The 18068-nt window shown below is 53.8% G+C and carries 10 protein-coding genes and 4 pseudogenes; all 14 read left to right on the forward strand.

The window, feature by feature from the left end; all coding sequences use genetic code 11:
• The first annotated feature begins 9 nt into the window (after positions 1 to 9).
• The 14 genes and pseudogenes from P0X86_RS09670 (at position 10) to spoVE (ending at position 18066) form a co-directional block, all read left to right on the forward strand.
• Positions 10 to 1005, forward strand: a complete 996-nt coding sequence (locus P0X86_RS09670) for an ABC transporter ATP-binding protein (protein WP_009590828.1) — start codon at positions 10 to 12, stop codon at positions 1003 to 1005.
• Positions 1002 to 1940 (forward strand): ABC transporter ATP-binding protein, encoded by a 939-nt coding sequence (locus tag P0X86_RS09675; RefSeq protein ID WP_009590843.1) that lies wholly within the window; start codon positions 1002 to 1004, stop codon positions 1938 to 1940. Before P0X86_RS09670 ends, P0X86_RS09675 begins: the two co-directional genes overlap by 4 nt.
• Before the next feature lie 188 nt (positions 1941 to 2128).
• Positions 2129 to 3760, forward strand: a complete 1632-nt coding sequence (bshC, locus tag P0X86_RS09680; RefSeq protein ID WP_277748379.1) for a bacillithiol biosynthesis cysteine-adding enzyme BshC — start codon at positions 2129 to 2131, stop codon at positions 3758 to 3760.
• 40 nt (positions 3761 to 3800) lie between these two features.
• Positions 3801 to 5069, forward strand: coding sequence for an adenosylhomocysteinase (locus P0X86_RS09685; protein ID WP_096773067.1), 1269 nt, complete (start codon positions 3801 to 3803; stop codon positions 5067 to 5069).
• A gap of 207 nt (positions 5070 to 5276) precedes the next feature.
• Entirely contained in the window at positions 5277 to 5714 is a 438-nt protein-coding gene (gene mraZ / locus P0X86_RS09690; RefSeq protein WP_009590832.1) for a division/cell wall cluster transcriptional repressor MraZ, read from the forward strand.
• 79 nt (positions 5715 to 5793) lie between these two features.
• A pseudogene (gene rsmH / locus P0X86_RS09695) lies at positions 5794 to 6746 on the forward strand (16S rRNA (cytosine(1402)-N(4))-methyltransferase RsmH).
• Between the two features lie 33 nt (positions 6747 to 6779).
• A complete protein-coding gene (locus P0X86_RS09700; RefSeq protein ID WP_192569216.1) occupies positions 6780 to 7193 on the forward strand; it encodes a cell division protein FtsL in 414 nt (137 codons plus the stop codon).
• Between the two features lie 18 nt (positions 7194 to 7211).
• Positions 7212 to 9517: pseudogene (locus P0X86_RS33290) on the forward strand (penicillin-binding transpeptidase domain-containing protein).
• Between the two features lie 86 nt (positions 9518 to 9603).
• The gene (locus P0X86_RS09715; RefSeq protein WP_015734232.1) at positions 9604 to 11547 is read left to right on the forward strand and encodes a stage V sporulation protein D; all 1944 of its coding nucleotides are present in this window, start codon (positions 9604 to 9606) and stop codon (positions 11545 to 11547) included.
• Between the two features lie 61 nt (positions 11548 to 11608).
• On the forward strand, positions 11609 to 13093 hold the full coding sequence (locus P0X86_RS09720) for a UDP-N-acetylmuramoyl-L-alanyl-D-glutamate--2,6-diaminopimelate ligase (protein WP_096773070.1): 1485 nt from the start codon (positions 11609 to 11611) through the stop codon (positions 13091 to 13093).
• Positions 13093 to 14514 carry a UDP-N-acetylmuramoyl-tripeptide--D-alanyl-D-alanine ligase gene (locus P0X86_RS09725; RefSeq protein ID WP_277748380.1) on the forward strand — a complete coding sequence of 474 codons (1422 nt, stop codon included), beginning with the start codon at positions 13093 to 13095 and terminating at the stop codon, positions 14512 to 14514. The genes P0X86_RS09720 and P0X86_RS09725 overlap by 1 nt, the downstream gene beginning before the upstream one ends.
• Positions 14515 to 14518: 4 nt before the next feature.
• Complete coding sequence (gene mraY / locus P0X86_RS09730; RefSeq protein ID WP_009590845.1) at positions 14519 to 15484, forward strand: phospho-N-acetylmuramoyl-pentapeptide-transferase; 966 nt, start codon at positions 14519 to 14521, stop codon at positions 15482 to 15484.
• 3 nt (positions 15485 to 15487) lie between these two features.
• Positions 15488 to 16920: pseudogene (murD, locus tag P0X86_RS09735) on the forward strand (UDP-N-acetylmuramoyl-L-alanine--D-glutamate ligase).
• Between the two features lie 49 nt (positions 16921 to 16969).
• A pseudogene (spoVE, locus tag P0X86_RS09740) lies at positions 16970 to 18066 on the forward strand (stage V sporulation protein E).
• Positions 18067 to 18068 lie beyond the last annotated feature (2 nt).

Below are 18068 nucleotides of genomic sequence, written 5' to 3' on the forward strand. Positions count from 1 at the left end.
TGGGAAGGTATGGAACCGATCTTGCAGGTGAAGGACCTCAACGTATCGTTTCGTGTTCGCGGCGGTGAAGTAAAGGCAGTCCGCGGCATGAATTTTGAAGTCGGCAAGGGGGAGACGGTTGCCATCGTCGGTGAGTCCGGAAGCGGTAAAAGTGTTACCGCCCAGACCATTATGCGATTGATTCCGTCCCCGCCCTCAGAAATAAAAAAAGGAGAGGTCATTTTCCAAGGACAAGACCTTCTCAAAAAAACGAACAAACAGATGGAAGCGATTCGCGGCAAGGATATCGGGATGATCTTCCAGGATCCGATGACTTCGCTCAATCCAACCATTAAAATAGGAAAACAAATCACGGAAGTGCTGGTCAAGCACCAAGGGATGTCATTCTCGGAAGCCAAGAAACATGCCATCGAAATGCTGAAGCTGGTGGGCATCAAAAACGCGGAAGAGCGCTTCAACCAGTATCCGCATGAATTCTCCGGCGGTATGCGCCAGCGCGCGATGATCGCGATCGCCCTTGCATGTAAGCCGACCCTGCTGATCGCGGATGAACCGACGACTGCCCTTGACGTTACCATTCAGGCGCAGATTATGGACGTGATGAAGGAAATGCAGGAGCGCTTGGGCACATCCATCATTCTGATCACCCATGATCTCGGCGTTGTTGCCGGCATGTGCGACCGCGTGATCGTCATGTATGCGGGCGAAGTGGTGGAAACGGGGACGAAATGGGAGATTTTCAAAAATCCGCAGCATCCTTATACCAAAGGCTTGCTTCGTTCCATGCCGCGCCTGGATCAGAAGAAGGACGAGCCGCTGATTCCGATCATCGGTACGCCTCCCGATCTCATTAAGCCGCCGGTGGGCTGCCCGTTTGCCGCTCGCTGTGATGAGGCTATGCGAATTTGCGAACGGGTCGACCCGGGCGCAACGGAATTCAGCGACACGCACATCGCGCGCTGCTGGAATCTGCACCCGATGGCGAAGGAGGCGCAGGGCTCATGAAGGATAACCATTTGATTGAGGTAAAAGGCCTGAAGAAGTATTTCAACGTTGGCAAAGGTCAAGTGCTTAAGGCGGTTGACGACCTGAATTTCTTCATTCGCGAAGGCGAAACGCTTGGTATGGTGGGTGAGTCCGGCTGCGGCAAGTCAACCGCAGGACGGACGATTCTTCGCCTCTATGAACCTACGGCCGGGAGCGTTAATTTTAACGGAACGGACATTTACAAGCTGTCCCCTGGCAAGATGAAGGCGATGCGCCGCGATATGCAGATGATTTTCCAGGATCCGTATGCCTCGCTGAATCCAAGATTCACGGTGTCGGACATTATCGGCGAAGCCTTGGATATTCACGGAATGGCAGGCAGCCGCGCCGAACGCAAGAAGCGGATTGAGGAGCTGCTGGATATGGTCGGCTTGAACAGCGACCACGCGACGCGTTACCCTCACGAATTCTCGGGCGGTCAGCGTCAACGGATCGGGATTGCCCGCGCCCTTGCGGTAAACCCTAAATTCATCATTTGTGACGAGCCGATCTCGGCGCTTGACGTTTCGATTCAGGCGCAGGTTGTCAATTTGTTGAAAGATCTGCAGGATCGGCTTGGTTTGACTTATCTCTTCATTGCGCATGACCTGTCCATGGTTAAGCATATCAGCGACCGGGTAGCGGTGATGTATTTGGGCAAAATGGTGGAGCTGGCAGACAGCGAGGAACTGTATGCGAACCCGATCCATCCGTACACGAAAACCCTGCTGTCCGCGATTCCGATTCCGGATCCTGAAATTGAGGCAAACAAAAAGCGCCTCAAGCTGGAAGACGATTCGCAGGGGCCGATTTCGGCAGCCAAAGGCGAAGACGGAACGGTTCAGCTGGACGTGAAGGATTCGGAGCTGGTCGAAGTGTCCAAAGGACACTGGGTTGCCAAAGCCTACGCTTAAGTCATCCATACCTTCTAATAGAAAGCTGCTTCAAGAATAGCCGCTGGCATCGTGCCGGCGGCTATTCTTTTCCTTTGACGCACAATGCCAACATTCGGTACAATCAAGAAAGGCAAAAAATAAAGAAACAAATTTACCTGCATGCACAATCTAGATTTGGTTGCGACGTAGAATAGGAGGCATACCTCATGAATATCGTTCCGGAACCATTATCCCTCGCTTCGCGTCTCGCCCATGATTATATTCACCATTTCGACCGGGTAAGCGGGTTCTACGGTGAAGATCACCGCGGCGAGCACGGCTATGCCGAGCGGGTACAATGGCTGGATCTTTCGGAAGACAAACGAATTCAGCGCAAGTCGCTGGCAGCATGTCTTCGGACGTATAACCAGAAACACAATGATCACCCCGCCGTACATAAATCACTTCAACTGCTGGAACAGCCCGGAACTGTTACCATGGTTGGTGGACAGCAAAGCGGTTTGTTTACCGGCCCCCTGCTTGTCATATATAAAGCCATCACCGTGATTCAGGCTGCCCGCGAAGCGGAGGAACGCTTGAATCGTCCCGTTGTGCCTGTATTTTGGATCGCCGGAGAGGACCATGACTGGGATGAGGTCAATCACACGTATTTCCTGACTCCGGATCAGCAGCTGTCCAAAATCAAGCTGGATGCCAAGGACGGGCTCAGGACATCGGTGAGTTATACCGATGTTCCTGAAGAGGACTGGTCGATGATGCTGGCAGAGCTTCAGACGCAGCTGGCGGACAGCGAATACAAGGCAGACCTGCTGAAGCTTGCGTCTCAATCGTTTGACGGCTCGGCCGGATTAAGCGAGGCATTCGCTAAACTCATCGGCTGCATGTTCGGCAAATATGGACTGATCCTCCTGGATTCCGCAGACCCGGGACTTCGGGCGCTGGAAGTGCCCATATTCGAATCGCTGATTACCCGCAACGAAACACTGGGACTTTCGTACCAGCAGGCTGCAAGGGATATCGACGGACTGGGCTACGAGGTCCAGGCCGACGTATCCGAGAACGGGGCCAATCTGTTCTACTTGCATGAAGGCAGACGCCTGCTGCTGTACCGGGAAGGAGGCGTGTTCTCCGACCGCAAGGGCATCGTTTCTCTCACGGAGGAAGAATTGCTTCGGGATTTGCATCAGTTTCCTGAGCGCTTCAGCAATAACGTGCTGACCCGGCCGATCATGCAGGACTCGCTGCTCCCCGTGCTGGGGACGATACTCGGTCCCGGCGAAATCTCTTACTGGGCGATTACGCGCTATGCATTTGCCGATATGGGCTTGCAGATGCCGCTAATCATCCCGAGAATGTCTTTCTCCATTGTGGACGGCGCCGTCCACAAGCTGATGGAGAAATACGGATTGTCCTTCGAGGATGTTCAGCTTCGCTTGTCCGAGAAGCGCGAGGCTTGGCTGGCAAGCAAGGACGAACTGAATCTGGAGGAACGCTTCAGCGAAACCCGGAAACAATTCGAAACATTATACCAACCTTTAATAGAAGATCTTGGCAAAATGCAGAGCGGACTGTTAAAATTAGGTCTAACCAATAAGGATAAAATATTGGAGCAAATGGATTACCTGTTAAGTAAATCCCGGAATGCCCTGGAACAGCAGCATGAGGCCGCCTTGGCGCAGTGGAAGCGCATCGAGCAGACGCTGCTCCCGGAAGGGAAGCCTCAGGAGCGGGTATACAACATACTGGAATACATGAATCGTTACGGATTGAATCTGGTGGATCGCCTGATGGAAATCCCATACGATGCTTCGGGCATGCACCGCGTCGTTTACGTATAATGATCAGGAATTCAAACATCAGATCCTAGGAGGCTGTTAAATGAGCTCATCATCAATACAAACCAGCAATATTGCCGACCTGAAACTGGCGCCGGAAGGTCATCTCAAAATTGATTGGGTGCAGGCGCACATGCCGGTATTGAACCGGGTACGCGAACAATTCGAGAAAGAACAACCATTCAAAGGCTTGAAAGTGGCCATCTCGCTGCATCTGGAAGCGAAGACCGCGTATCTGGCGAAGGTCATCCAAGCCGGCGGAGCCGAAGTGACGATTACCGGCAGCAATCCGCTGTCTACGCAGGATGATGTATGCGCGGCTTTGGTGGAAGACGGAATCACGGTGTTTGCCAAGTACAACCCGGATCCGGAGGAATACAAGCAGCACCTCATCTCGACGCTGGAAACGAGACCGGATCTGATCATCGACGATGGCGGAGATCTCGTAACGATCCTTCACTCCGAGCGCACGGATCTGCTAGAAGGAGTGCGAGGCGGCGCCGAAGAGACAACGACGGGCATTCTGCGCCTGAAATCGCTGGAGAAAGAGGGCGCTCTGAAATTCCCGATGGTTGCAGTGAATGACGCGTACTGCAAATACTTATTCGATAACCGTTACGGTACGGGGCAATCGGTCTGGGACGGAATTAACCGAACGACCAACCTGGTGGTTGCAGGCAAAACGGTCGTTGTCGTCGGCTATGGCTGGTGCGGCAAAGGCGTGGCGATGCGCGCCAAGGGTCTCGGCGCCAACGTCATCGTGACCGAGATTGATCCGATCAAGGCGGTTGAGGCTTACATGGACGGCTTCCACGTTATGCCGATGCGCGAAGCGGCTAAACGGGGAGACTTTTTCGTAACCGTCACGGGCAACCGCGACGTCATTAGCGGAGAAGACTTTGATGTCATGAAGGATGGCGCCATTTTGTCCAATGCCGGGCACTTCGATGTGGAAGTCAACAAACCGGATCTGTCGGAGCGATCCCAATCGGTTCGGACGGTTCGCCGCAATATCGAAGAATACCATTTGAAGGACGGCCGTAAGATCTATTTGCTTGCAGAAGGCCGTTTGGTGAATCTGGCGGCAGGGGACGGACATCCGGCAGAAATCATGGATATGACGTTTGCGCTTCAGGCCTTGTCGCTCAAACACGTGAATGATCAGTACCAGAGCATCGGCAACCGCGTCGTGAATGTTCCGTACGAGCTGGATCAACAGGTTGCATTATATAAACTGGAAAGTCTAGGTATCCATATCGACAGCCTGAGCGCTGAGCAGAAATCCTACTTGGACAGCTGGGCCCAGCATTAAACCGCAGCAGCTTCAGATCATTTGCAGACCTCCTTTCCATCCCCCGACGGGATGAAAGGAGGTTTTTTGCGCGGTTGTTCTGAGAGAAAGTTCCAAAAAAACAAATGCAGCTCAGAAGGGATTTGATTCTTGACGCCGAATCTATTATCCTAAAGTGGTGGAAAGTGGTGCAAAGTGGGGAATCGGGGTTAAGGAGTGGAATGCCTGATGTTTATGGGGGAGTTTCAGCATAGCATCGACGATAAGGGGAGAATCATCATCCCCGCTAAATTTCGCGACCTCCTGGGCACCTCGTTTATCGTAACCCGCGGATTGGACAATTGCCTCTTTGTATACCCCAAAGATGAATGGGCCATCATGGAGCAGAAGCTCAAATCCCTACCGCTCATGAAGTCGGATGCACGCGCATTCACCCGGTTTTTTTTCTCCGGAGCGACGGAATGTGAATGGGATAAACAGGGAAGGGTAAATTTGCCGGGCAATTTGCGCGAGTTCGCCAAGCTCGAGAAGGAATGCGTCGTCATCGGCGTATCGAGCCGCGTGGAGATCTGGAGCAAGGAGCAATGGCAGAATTACTATCAGCAGTCGGAGGAAGCGTTCAACGACATTGCTGAGAAGCTGGTAGACTTTGATTTTGACTTATGACCAGCTAGGAAAATCCCGTAATCGAAATGGACAAGTTACACTAAAAATCATGTAAGAGACACAATGGAGGGCTGCAGCTTTGTTCCATCACATCACAGTGCTTAAGCAAGAAGCGACAGAAGGGCTGCGCATCAAACCAGACGGTATATATGTTGACTGTACGCTCGGGGGGCGGGGCACAGCTCGCTCATTGCTTCCCAACTAAGTTCGGAAGGCCGGTTGATCGCTTTGGATCAGGACGACTGGGCATTGAATAACGCCCGGGAGGCCATGAAGCCTTATGCGGACCGGATCACCCTCGTTAAGACCAATTTTCGCGATTTGGAGGAGGTGCTCCGACGCGAAGTGGGGGCTGGCGAGAACGGGCAGCCGCAAGTTGACGGTATACTGTTCGATTTGGGCGTATCTTCTCCGCAATTTGATGAAGGGGAGAGAGGGTTTAGCTACAATCATGATGCCCCGCTGGATATGCGGATGGATCAATCCGCCGAGCTAACAGCAGCCGAGATTGTAAACGAATGGCCGGAACAGGAAATCGCGCGGATATTGTACCAATACGGCGAAGAGAAGTTTTCAAGGCGGATTGCCAAGGTCATCGTTGAAAGAAGGGCACAGAGTCCTATTCAGACAACCGGAGAGCTTGTCGAAATGATTAAGGAAGGGATACCGGCCGCGGCTCGAAGAACGGGCGGCCACCCGGCGAAGCGAAGCTTTCAAGCATTTCGCATCGCGGTAAACGATGAGCTGGGCGCTTTCGAGGATGCGCTTCATCAAGCCGTAAGATGTCTAGCACCGGGAGGAAGGGTCTCTGTTATTACCTTCCACTCGCTCGAAGACCGGATATGCAAGCAGATTTTTAACAGTTACATTCCCAAGTGCACGTGCCCTCCAGACTTTCCGATGTGCGTATGCGGAGGCGGCCAAGGCGATCTGAAGCTGGTAAACCGTAAACCGCTTATCCCGTCGGCGGAAGAAATTGAGAGTAATCCAAGGGCGCGTTCGGCGAAGCTGCGGATTGCGGAGAAACTGTAGAAACATCAAATCCCTGAAGAAGGAGAATCAGCCATGGCTTACACGCGCGGCAATTTAGCCGTACAGGAGAGACAGAAGGAAACGCAGCAGTCCGCTTATCTCGAGAAGACCAAAGTCGTTAAACGTCGTTCCCAGCTTCCGCAAAAAGAAAAGCTGCTGTATTTGTTGTCCGTGGTGTTCGTGGTTGCCGTCATGGGCGTCATCGGCATGAGTCATGTTCATTCCTATGACTTGAACCGGCAGATCCAGGCGACGGAGAATGAGATACTTAAAGCTAAACGAAACATCAGTCAACTTCAGGTAGAGAAGCAGACGCTGGAGATGCAGGTATTGGACAAGGCGAAAGAGCTCGGTTATGTGCCGATTGAGGACGATAACATGATCCATCTATCACCTGTCTCGGGAGCAACCGGGACACAGGATTCAGACTCGGGACAAAATGATTGAAGTGTGAGGTTTTGACCGATGATAAAAAAAATCAAACTGCGTACCGTGCTAATAGGGGGATGTATAACCCTCTTTTTTGCTTTATTGATTGGTCGGGTATTTTGGCTGCAGGTGATCGATAACGACTTCTGGAAGGAACAAGCCTTAGCGAAATGGTCCAGAACCCAGGACTTGCCGGCATCCCGCGGTACGATCATGGACCGGGACGGCGACATCCTGGCCATGGACGCCCCCGCCTTCACGGTCATAGTAAACCCTGCGGTCATCCAGGCTAACGGCCTGGAGGATGAGGTCGTTAAAGGGCTGCACGAAACCCTCGGCAAGGATGAGGATAAGCTTCGCGAAATGGTTCAAGCCAAAGGCAAGGACGGGGAATACCTCAAGGGCGTGGAAGTCCGCAACGAAGGATGGAAGATCAGCCAAGAGAAGATGGAAGAGGTTAAAGCGTTCAGCCAAAGCTTGAATGATAAATTGAAGGCCGCAGGCAAAGTCCCCGATTCGGGCATCGGCTTTCAACGCGAGCAGAAACGCTTCTATCCCAAAGAGACATTGGCCGCGCATATGCTGGGTTACACCGATCGTCAAGGACAGGGGATCGGAGGCATTGAGCAGTTTTATGACGAGATGCTGAAGGGGACCGACGGATTCGCTTCTTACAAGAGCGACAAGAAGGGAGTCAAGCTGCCCAGCGAGGATGATTTATACCAGCCTGCAATAAATGGGAAAAATTTAGTACTGACGACCGACGATACAATCCAGTATTATATCGAGGAAGCGATGCGCGACACGTATAACCAATATAAACCAATCAGCATGACGGTGATCGCGGCGGATCCGAACACGATGGAAATACTGGGGATGGCCAACATGCCGACTTTTGATCCCAATACATATTCGAAGTGGAATCAAAAGAATTTTATCAACCATGCCGTGCGGTCCATCTATGAGCCGGGATCGACCTTCAAAATTGTAACCCTGGCCAGCGCAGTGCAGGAAAAGCTGTTTAACCCGGGTGATATCTATCAATCCGGATCCATCAGGGCGGGGGAAGAACCCACCGGGACATTAACAGCGTAGGGTGGGGCCCGATCACCTACCTGGACGGCGTGAAAAAGTCGAGTAACGTTGCTTTTGTTAAACTCGGATACGAGATGCTCGGCAAGGAGCGGTTTACCAATTATATTCGGGAATTCGGTTTTACCGAGAAAACGAATATTGACCTGCCGGGGGAAATTCTCGGTACCTTGAACATGACCTATGATTCCGATATTTCAACCATGACCTACGGTTACGCCGTATCCGTAACGCCTATACAACAGATTGCGGCCATTTCCGCCGTTGCCAACGGCGGCAAGCTCATGGAGCCGCATATGGTGAAGGAGATCGAGGACCCCAACACGGGCGAGGTTCAGAAAATCGAGCCGAAAGTCGTGCGCCAGGTCATATCTCCCGAAGCCGCAAGAGAAACAGGGACTTACCTTGAGCAGGTCGTAGCCGACCAATTAAACGGCACAGGCAAGCTTGCGTATATCGACGGATACCGCGTTGCGGGCAAAACCGGTACCGCCATTAAATCCGGCGGCGGATATAAAGACCGTTCGAAACAGGTGGTTTCGTTCATCGGGTACGCACCCGTCGAAAACCCGAAGATTGCCGTGCTGGTTATTATCGACGAACCGAACGTGGAGAAGGGCGGCGGAACGCTGGCGGCACCGATTTTCAAAGAAATCGTCTCCAAGACATTGAATTATTGGGGCGTTCCCAAATCGACTGAAACTCAGGACAAAGAAAAATCGAATACGGGAACGGCGCCGAAGGATTCCCTTAAAGCACCGGACTTTACGGGAATGAAGCTCAGCGAAGTAAAGGCCAAGCTGTTGAAGGACGGAGTTGCGTTTGAGACATTGGGCAATGGAAGCACCGTGAAGGAGCAGTATCCGCCCGCAAATGCGACCATCAGCGTTGGACAGCGCATCTATCTTCTTACAGAGGACAGCCCATCGATGAAAATCCCGAATTTAGAAGGAGAATCGCTTAGGGACGCCATGGAGGTGCTCACCTTGATGAAAGTAAAGGTGAACGTTCAGGGCGAGGGTTTCGTTTCATCGCAATTGGAAGCCAAAGAGAATGGCCAGCGGATCGTGCAATTAACGCTGAAATCGGCTCAAGAGCTGATAACGGGGAGCAGCAGTACCGATGAAACCTCCTCCGATAGCAACGAAAATGCGAACGGGGAAGAAACCGGCGACAAAGAGACGGAAGGAACCCCCGATAACGAAGCAGATGCAAACGACCCTGGACAAGGCGATACAGAAGGGGAATAGCTTGTTCTAACCCGGGTTTGTCCCGAATACTCATGTGAAGAACGCATATCATGAGCTTTCGGGTTCAAACAGGGAGGGAAGCTTAGGTGAAAGTATCCAAGGTATCGCAGCGGAGAAGGCTGCTCTGGAGCCTGCTGCTGCTGCTCCTGCTGTTCTCTGCGCTGATCATCAGACTGGCCTATGTGCAGATCGGGAAAGGCGCGGAGCTGTCGGCGAAGGCGGAGGACCTCTGGCGCCGCGACATTCCGTTCGCCGCACAGCGTGGCGAAATTCTGGACCGTAACGGAACCGCATTGGTTACGAATATAACGACACCGACCATTTGGGCGATTCCTGTACAAATCAAAGATCCGGACCATACAGCCGAGACGTTGGCCGGGCTGATCAGCATGGACAAGGCCGATATCAAGAAGATCATTACGAAACGTTCGAGGTTGGAACGGATAAATCCCGGTGGACGAAAAATTACGATGGAGCTGGCTCAGGAAATTCGTGATTTGAAGCTGCCGGGTATCGTTGTTGCTGAGGATAACAAACGGTATTATCCCTACGGCGATCTCGCGGCCCATATTTTGGGGTTTACGGGAGCCTACAGCCAGGGACTCACCGGCCTGGAAGCCATGCATGACGACAAGCTGAAGGGCTTCGAAGGCGGCATATCCTATTTGTCCGATGCCGGCGGAAGAATCATGCCGGGCTCCTCGGAGAAATACGTAGAGCCCCGCGACGGTCTGAATCTGGAGCTGACGATCGATAAATCGATCCAGTCCATCATGGAGCGGGAGCTTGACCAGGCCATGGTGAAGTACCAGGCGAATGGAGCATGGTCGATTGCCATGAATCCGAAGACGGGCGAGATTTTGGCGATGGCCAGCAGGCCGGGGTACTCCCCTGCCAACTATCAGGAATTTTCAGCGGAGACATACAATCGCAACTTGCCGATCTGGATGACCTATGAGCCGGGCTCGACGTTCAAGATTATTACGCTTGCCGCTGCCCTCGAAGAGGACAAGGTCGATCTGAAGAACGACCATTTCTTCGACAGCGGGGCGGTAGAGGTCGGCGGAGCCAGGCTGCGCTGCTGGAAGAAAGGCGGCCATGGCAGTCAAACCTTCATGGAGGTTGTGCAGAACTCCTGCAACCCGGGCTTTGTGGCATTGGGCCAGAAGCTGGGCAAGGAAAGCCTGTTCCAGTATATCCGGGATTTCGGCTTCGGAGCGAAGACGGGCATCGATTTGAACGGGGAAGAGAACGGCATTCTGTTCAAGCTCGATAACGTTGGCCCTGTGGAGCTGGCCACAACGGCGTTTGGCCAAGGCGTATCGGTTACGCCGATCCAGCAGGTTGCGGCCGTGTCCGCCGCCATTAACGGCGGTAAGCTGTTCAAGCCGCACGTCGCCAAGGCTTGGGTCAATCCGGAGACGGGCGAGACGGTTGAGGAGATCAAACCGGAGCTCGTCAGACAAGTAATTTCGGAGGAAACCTCCAAGCAAGTGCGCGAGGCACTCGAAAGCGTCGTCGCCAAAGGAACCGGACGTCCGGCCTTCATCGACGGTTATCGTGTGGGAGGGAAGACCGGTACCGCCCAGAAGGTGATTAACGGCCGCTACTCGTCAACCGAGCATATCGTCTCCTTCATCGGATTCGCGCCAGCCGATGATCCGGAAATCGTGGTGTACACGGCGGTGGATAACCCGAAAGGCATACAGTTCGGCGGCGTCGTGGCAGCCCCGATCGTGCAGAATATCCTGGAGGATGCGCTGCACTATATGAACGTTCCGCCGCGCAAAGACCAGCTTGCCCGCGAATACAAGTACGGCGAGACACCGACCGTGACCGTACCGAACCTGGTCGGTGCAACCGTTCAGGATCTGTATGAGGACTTGAATATGAACTTCATGCTGGCCAAGTCCGGAACCGGCAATACGGTGATTTCCCAGGCGCCGAAGCCGGGAAGCCGGGTGGAGCGAGGGTCCACCATTCGGATTTACATGGGTGAAGACCCGGGGGAATCCAAGCACGAACACTAAGGCATCATCCGGTCGGCAAGCGAAGGGCGGATGATGCAGATATATAGAGAGAGGGATAACAATGAACTTAAAGCAATTATCATCCGTATTGGCCGCTGCTGTTATCGAGGGATCCGGAGATGTTGAAATTACGGGGATAGAAACAGACTCCAGACAAGTAAAACCGGGGGATTTGTTCATTTGCCTGCCGGGCCATACGGTGGATGGACACCAGTTTGCAGCCCAGGCCGCCGACAAAGGCGCCGCGGCGCTGGTCGTTGAACGCAAGCTGGAGGTTGACCTCCCGCAGGTCATCGTGAAAGACAGCCGCTTCGCGATGGCGGGTTTGGCGAATGCCTTTTATCATCAGCCGAGCTCCCGCATGAAGATGATCGGCGTAACCGGTACGAACGGCAAGACAACGACAACGTATTTGATCGAGACGATCATGAACGATTTCGGGTTGAAAACCGGATTGATCGGCACGATTCAGATGAAATACGGCGGCCAGTCCTTCCCGATGCCGAGAACGACGCCCGAGGCGCTGGAGCTTCAGCGTTACTTGAACGATATGGCCAATGCAGGCACCGAGTGCTGCGTGATGGAGGTATCCTCGCATGCGCTCGAACAGGGGCGCGTGAAGGGAACGGATTTCCGGACGGCCATCTTCACGAACCTGACCCAGGACCATCTGGACTATCATCACACGATGGAAGAATACCGCGGCGCAAAAGGGTTATTTTTCTCCCGGCTGGGCAACGCTTTTGCCAAGGATGAATCCGCGCGCAAATATGCCGTCCTGAATGCGGATGACGATGCTTCGGCATATTTCGCCAAGCAGACCGCGGCGGAAGTGATTACCTACGGTTTGGGTGAAGATGCGGATGTGCGGGCGAGCAATATATCGATCACCGCACAAGGCACTTCGTTCCATGTGGATACGTTCCGCGGCAGTGCGGACATTTCGATTCGAATGGTAGGGAAATTCAACGTGTATAACGCCATGGCTGCGATCGCGGCAGCGCTCCTGGAAGGTGTGCCGCTCGAAGATATCAAGAACAGCCTGGAGTCCGTGCCCGGAGTCGATGGCCGCGTAGAGGTCGTGGATGAAGGCCAGCCGTATGCCGTGATCGTGGATTATGCCCATACGCCGGACGGACTTGAAAATGTGCTCCGCACCGTCAATGAATTCGCGGAAGGCCGGGTGCTCACCGTTTTCGGCTGCGGGGGCGACCGGGACCGGACCAAACGGCCGATCATGGGTAAAATCGCTGCGAAATACAGCGATGTTGTATTGGTAACTTCCGATAATCCCCGTACCGAGGATCCGGAGTTGATATTGAAGGATATCGAGGCCGGATTGGTTGAGGACGGTGTGGCAACCGAAAGCTACAAGCTCATCGTCGATCGCCGGAAAGCGATCGAAAAGGCTATTGAAATGGCAAGCCCGGGCGATGTAGTATTGATTGCGGGGAAAGGTCATGAGACCTATCAGCTGATTGCGGGCGAAGTGCTTGATTTTGACGACCGCATCGTAGCCAAAGACGCGATAAGGGGCAGACAATAGTGATCCATAAATCATTAAAGAGCATCGCCGACATGTGCGGCGGAACGCTCTCACGTAACCAAGATGACAACATCATCATTCAAGGAGTCGGTACCGACTCCCGAACCATACAGCCGGGCAACCTGTTTGTTCCGATTGTCGGCGAGAAGTTTGACGGGCATGAATTCGTGGAGAGCGTGCTCGCCGGCGGAGCCGGCGCGGCATTCTGGCAGAGGGATCATCAGCCGGTTCCCGCCGACCTTCCGCTCATTTTCGTGGAGGATACATTAAAGGCCCTCCAGTCGCTTGCGGCGGCCTATTTGTCCGAGAGCAGAGCCAAGGTGGTGGGCATAACCGGCAGCAACGGCAAAACCACCGTGAAGGACATGGTGTCGGCACTGCTTGAAACCACGTATAACGTTCACAAAACGCAAGGCAATTATAATAATCATATCGGGCTTCCGTTAACCGTACTGGCAATGAAGGAAGGCACCGACATTATCGTGCTTGAGATGGGTATGAGCGGACGACATGAGATCGAGCTGCTCTCGAATATAGCCCGCCCGGATTTAACCGTGATCACCAATGTCGGGGAAGCGCATTTGCTGCAGCTCGGTTCCCGGGAAGAAATCGCACGGGCCAAGCTTGAAATTATCAGCGGCATGAAGCCCGGCGGTTTGCTGATCTATCATGGGGACGAACCGCTGATCCGTCAGGTGCTTGCTGAAGAGGCAACGGTGAAGCCGGAGGGGCTGCGTACGTTTACGTTCGGAAATCAAGATACCAATGACGATTATCCGACGGGACTCATGTTCCATGCCAGAGGAATCATTTTTACTTCGAGCCGGCATGCAGGCGAAGGCTTCAGCCTGCCGCTCCTCGGCCGCCACAATGTGGTAAACGCCCTGGCAGCCATGGCCGTGGCGACCCATCTGGGCATCGGCGATGAAGCCATTCGCAGCGGGTTCGCCCATCTGAAGCTGTCGAGCATGCGGATCGAAGCCGTAGAGACCGCGTTCGGGGTAACCGTGCTGAACGATGCCTACAATTCCAGCCCGACGGCGGTGAAGGCGGCTGTAGACGTGCTTGGCGATATGAAGGGTTACCGCCGCCGGATCGCCGTGCTCGGGGACATGCTGGAACTTGGTCAGCGGGAAGAGTCATTCCATGCCGAAATCGGAGAGTATTTATCTCCGGACAATGCGGATCTGGTATTCACCTACGGTCCGTTGTCTCTTCATACGGCGAATAATGCGAAAGCCCGCTTCCCGGAAGGGGCCGTGCTTTCTTTTACGGATAAAGAAAAGCTGATCGAAGCCCTGCTGGAGCAGGTTACGGAGAAGGATATCGTATTGGTGAAAGCCTCGCGCGGCATGAGGCTGGAGCACGTGGTTGATGCCTTGAAGGCACTGCCGGGCAGCAACAACGGAGTGAGGGGGTGAGCTGATGGACTTTCAATTGCTGTTATTGACAATCGGTGTAGCGTTTGTGCTTGCGGTGATATCGGCTCCGCTGCTCATTCCGCTGCTGCGGCGTATGAAGTTCGGCCAGCAGGTCAGGAACGACGGTCCGCAGAGCCACTTGAAAAAAGCCGGGACGCCAACGATGGGCGGCGTCGTCATTCTTTTAGCTTTTACGCTGACTTATATTAAATTTTCGCCTGTCGATACCGATTTCTACGTGCTGATCGTAGCCACGCTCGGTTTCGGTTTGATCGGCTTTCTTGACGATTACATCAAGATCGTGTTTCGCAGATCATTAGGACTTACGGCCCGGCAGAAGCTGTTTGGACAGCTTCTGTTTTCCGGTATTATGTGCTGGCTGTTGATTTCCAACGGCCACAGCACGGCAATCAGCGTACCGGGCATGGATTGGTCCTTTGATTGGGGCCCATGGTTCTATTATCCGTTCATCGTGGTCATGATGCTTGCAATCAGCAACGCGGTCAATTTCACCGACGGATTGGACGGCCTGCTGTCCGGCGTCAGCGCGATTGCCTTTGGCGCCTATGCCATCGTCGCGATCCAGTCCACCTCGTTCGCGGCGGCGTTCTGCGCGGCTGCCATGATCGGCGCGGTGCTCGGGTTTCTGGTATTTAACGCTCATCCCGCGAAGGTGTTCATGGGTGATACGGGTTCTTTAGGCATCGGCGGTGCCATCGGCGCCATTGCCATCGTAACCAAGAGCGAGCTGCTGTTCCTGATCATTGGAGGGGTCTTCGTCATCGAGATGCTATCTGTTGTGCTTCAGGTGATCTCCTTCAAAACCCGGGGCAAACGAATATTCAAAATGAGCCCGATCCACCACCATTACGAATTGTCCGGGTGGTCGGAGTGGCGCGTTGTTTTTACATTTTGGGCCGTGGGACTGGTACTTGCGGGACTCGGACTCTATATCAACAAGGGGTTGTAACATATGAAGCAGCTAGATGTTTATCGGGATAAGCATATCGTCGTGTTGGGTCTTGCCAAAAGCGGAGTGCAGGTGGCCAAGGTGCTGCATCAAGCCGGCGCCTCCGTCATCGTGAATGATCGAAAGGAAAGAGAACAGTGTCCTGAAGCCTCGGAGCTCGAGGCTTTGGGTATTTCTGTTATTTGCGGCGGGCATCCCGATGACCTCATTCATCCCGGCGTGGCGCTCCTTGTCAAAAACCCGGGAATTCCGTATTCGGTCCCGCCTGTCCAAAAAGCGATCGAGCTTGAAATTCCGATCGTGACCGAAGTCGAAATCGCCTATCACCTCTGTGAAGCTCCCATAATCGGCATCACGGGCTCGAACGGCAAAACAACCACGACGACTTGGGTGGGCCAGCTGCTGGAAAACGCCGGCCTTTCTCCGATCGTTGCCGGCAATATCGGCACGCCCCTATCCGAGGCTGCAGCGACAGCCACCGAACATGACTGGATGGTCGTGGAGCTGAGCAGTTTTCAACTAAAAGGAACGGAGGCGTTCCGGCCGCGCATTGCCTGTCTCCTCAACGTGACGGAAACGCATCTGGATTATCATGGCGGAATGGATGATTATGTGGCATCCAAAGCCAAGCTGTTTGCCAACCAGACTTCGGAGGATACCGCTGTGCTCAATTGGGATGATCCCGTGTGCAGAAACCTTGTCCCGTATATCAAGGCGCACATCGTGCCTTTTTCGATGAGCGAGAGCCTTCGTGAAGGGGTTCACATCACGCCGCCATATGCTCCCGGTGCCCAGGATTCGGACGACGACGATCAGGGGCGCAGAATCATTTATACAGACGGCGAAGGGTTTACCCATGAGATCATCCGTGTGGAGAACATCGGACTGCCGGGAAGATTCAATGTGGGGAACGCAATGGCGGCCTGTGCCATCGCCATAGCGGCGGGCGTTGCCCCCGATAAGCTGGAGGAAGCTTTGTCCAGCTTCCGCGGCGTTGAGCACCGCCTGGAATTTGTGGCGGAGCTTCAAGGCGTATCCTATTACAACAATTCCAAGGCAACCAACTCCAAGGCGACGCACATGGCTTTGACCTCGTTCAAGGAACCTGTCGTTTTGATCGCGGGGGGCTTGACCGGGGATCGGATTACGAGGAGCTGATTCCATCCATGCAAGGGCGGGTGAAAGCGGTCGTGCTTCTTGGCGAAACCAGGGAGAAAATCGCGAACGCTGCCGCCAAGGCCGGATTAAAGGACATCATCCTCGTCGATAATGGGGAGGACGCCGCATCGACATTGACCTCGGCTGTCCGGAAGGCTGCCGGGCTGGCGGAGAGCGGAGACATCGTTCTCCTGTCCCCCGCGTGCGCGAGCTGGGACATGTTTCCTTCCTATGAGACGCGAGGACGCATTTTTAAAGAGGCGGTGCATAACCTTTAAGTAGGGGGGTGGAAAAGCCCCTACTAAGGATGTACGAGGTGGCCTTTCCATGAACAAGAACCGCCAGGCGCCCGATCTGTGGCTGCTTATCTGTATTTTGGCCCTGCTGGCCATCGGAATCGTCATGGTATACAGTGCAGGCTCCGTCCTCGCTTTTCATGACTATGGCGATAAGTTTTATTTTGTGAAGCGTCAGCTGTTTTTTGCCTGTCTGGGGCTTGCTGCCATGTACTTCACATCGAGGATCGATTTTCGGGTTTGGAAGAAATACAGCAAGATTGCGCTGCTGGTCTGCTTTTTTTTGCTGATTATCGTACTAATTCCAGGCATCGGCGTTGTTCGCGGCGGAGCCAGAAGCTGGCTCGGCATCAGCTCGTTCGGCATTCAGCCCTCCGAGTTCATGAAGCTGGGCATGATTCTGTTTCTATCGCGCTGGCTTAGCAAGCAAGACTATGATATTACATCATTTACCAGGGGCTGATGCCGCCGCTAGGTTTGATCGGACTGGCATTCGGGCTGATCATGCTCCAGCCTGATTTGGGTACGGGGGCCGTTATGCTCGGTGCTGCGATGATGATCGTATTTACGGCAGGAGCACGGATGAAGCATCTGGGCTTTCTCGCTTTAGGCGGGATAGCCGGATTCATAGGCTTGATTCTGACAGCGCCCTACCGGCTGAAGCGGATAACCGGCTTTCTCGATCCATGGTCCGATCCGCTCGGCGCAGGCTACCAGATCATCCAATCCCTCTATGCGATAGGGCCGGGCGGACTCGGCGGACTCGGACTAGGCATGAGCCGTCAGAAGTACGCTTATGTGCCCGAACCGCAGACTGATTTTATTTTTTCGATCCTGGCCGAAGAGCTGGGGTTCATCGGCGGCTTGATTGTACTGCTCTTGTTCGCCGCCTTGGTGTGGCGGGGCATGAGGGTGGCCATGACGGTCACCGACGGCTTTGGCAGTCTGCTGGCCGTAGGGATCGTAGGCATGGTCGCCATCCAGGTCGTCATCAATATCGGCGTCGTTATCGGTTTGATGCCGGTGACAGGGATTACGCTGCCGCTCATCAGTTACGGAGGCAGCTCGCTGACGCTGATGCTGACGGCGCTCGGCATTCTATTAAATATTTCCCGTTATGCGAGGTGAAG

Origin of the sequence: Paenibacillus sp. BR1-192 (genome assembly GCF_029542445.1) — a bacterium.
In the GTDB taxonomy this organism is placed as follows: Bacteria; Bacillota; Bacilli; order Paenibacillales; family Paenibacillaceae; genus Paenibacillus_AQ; species Paenibacillus_AQ lautus_A.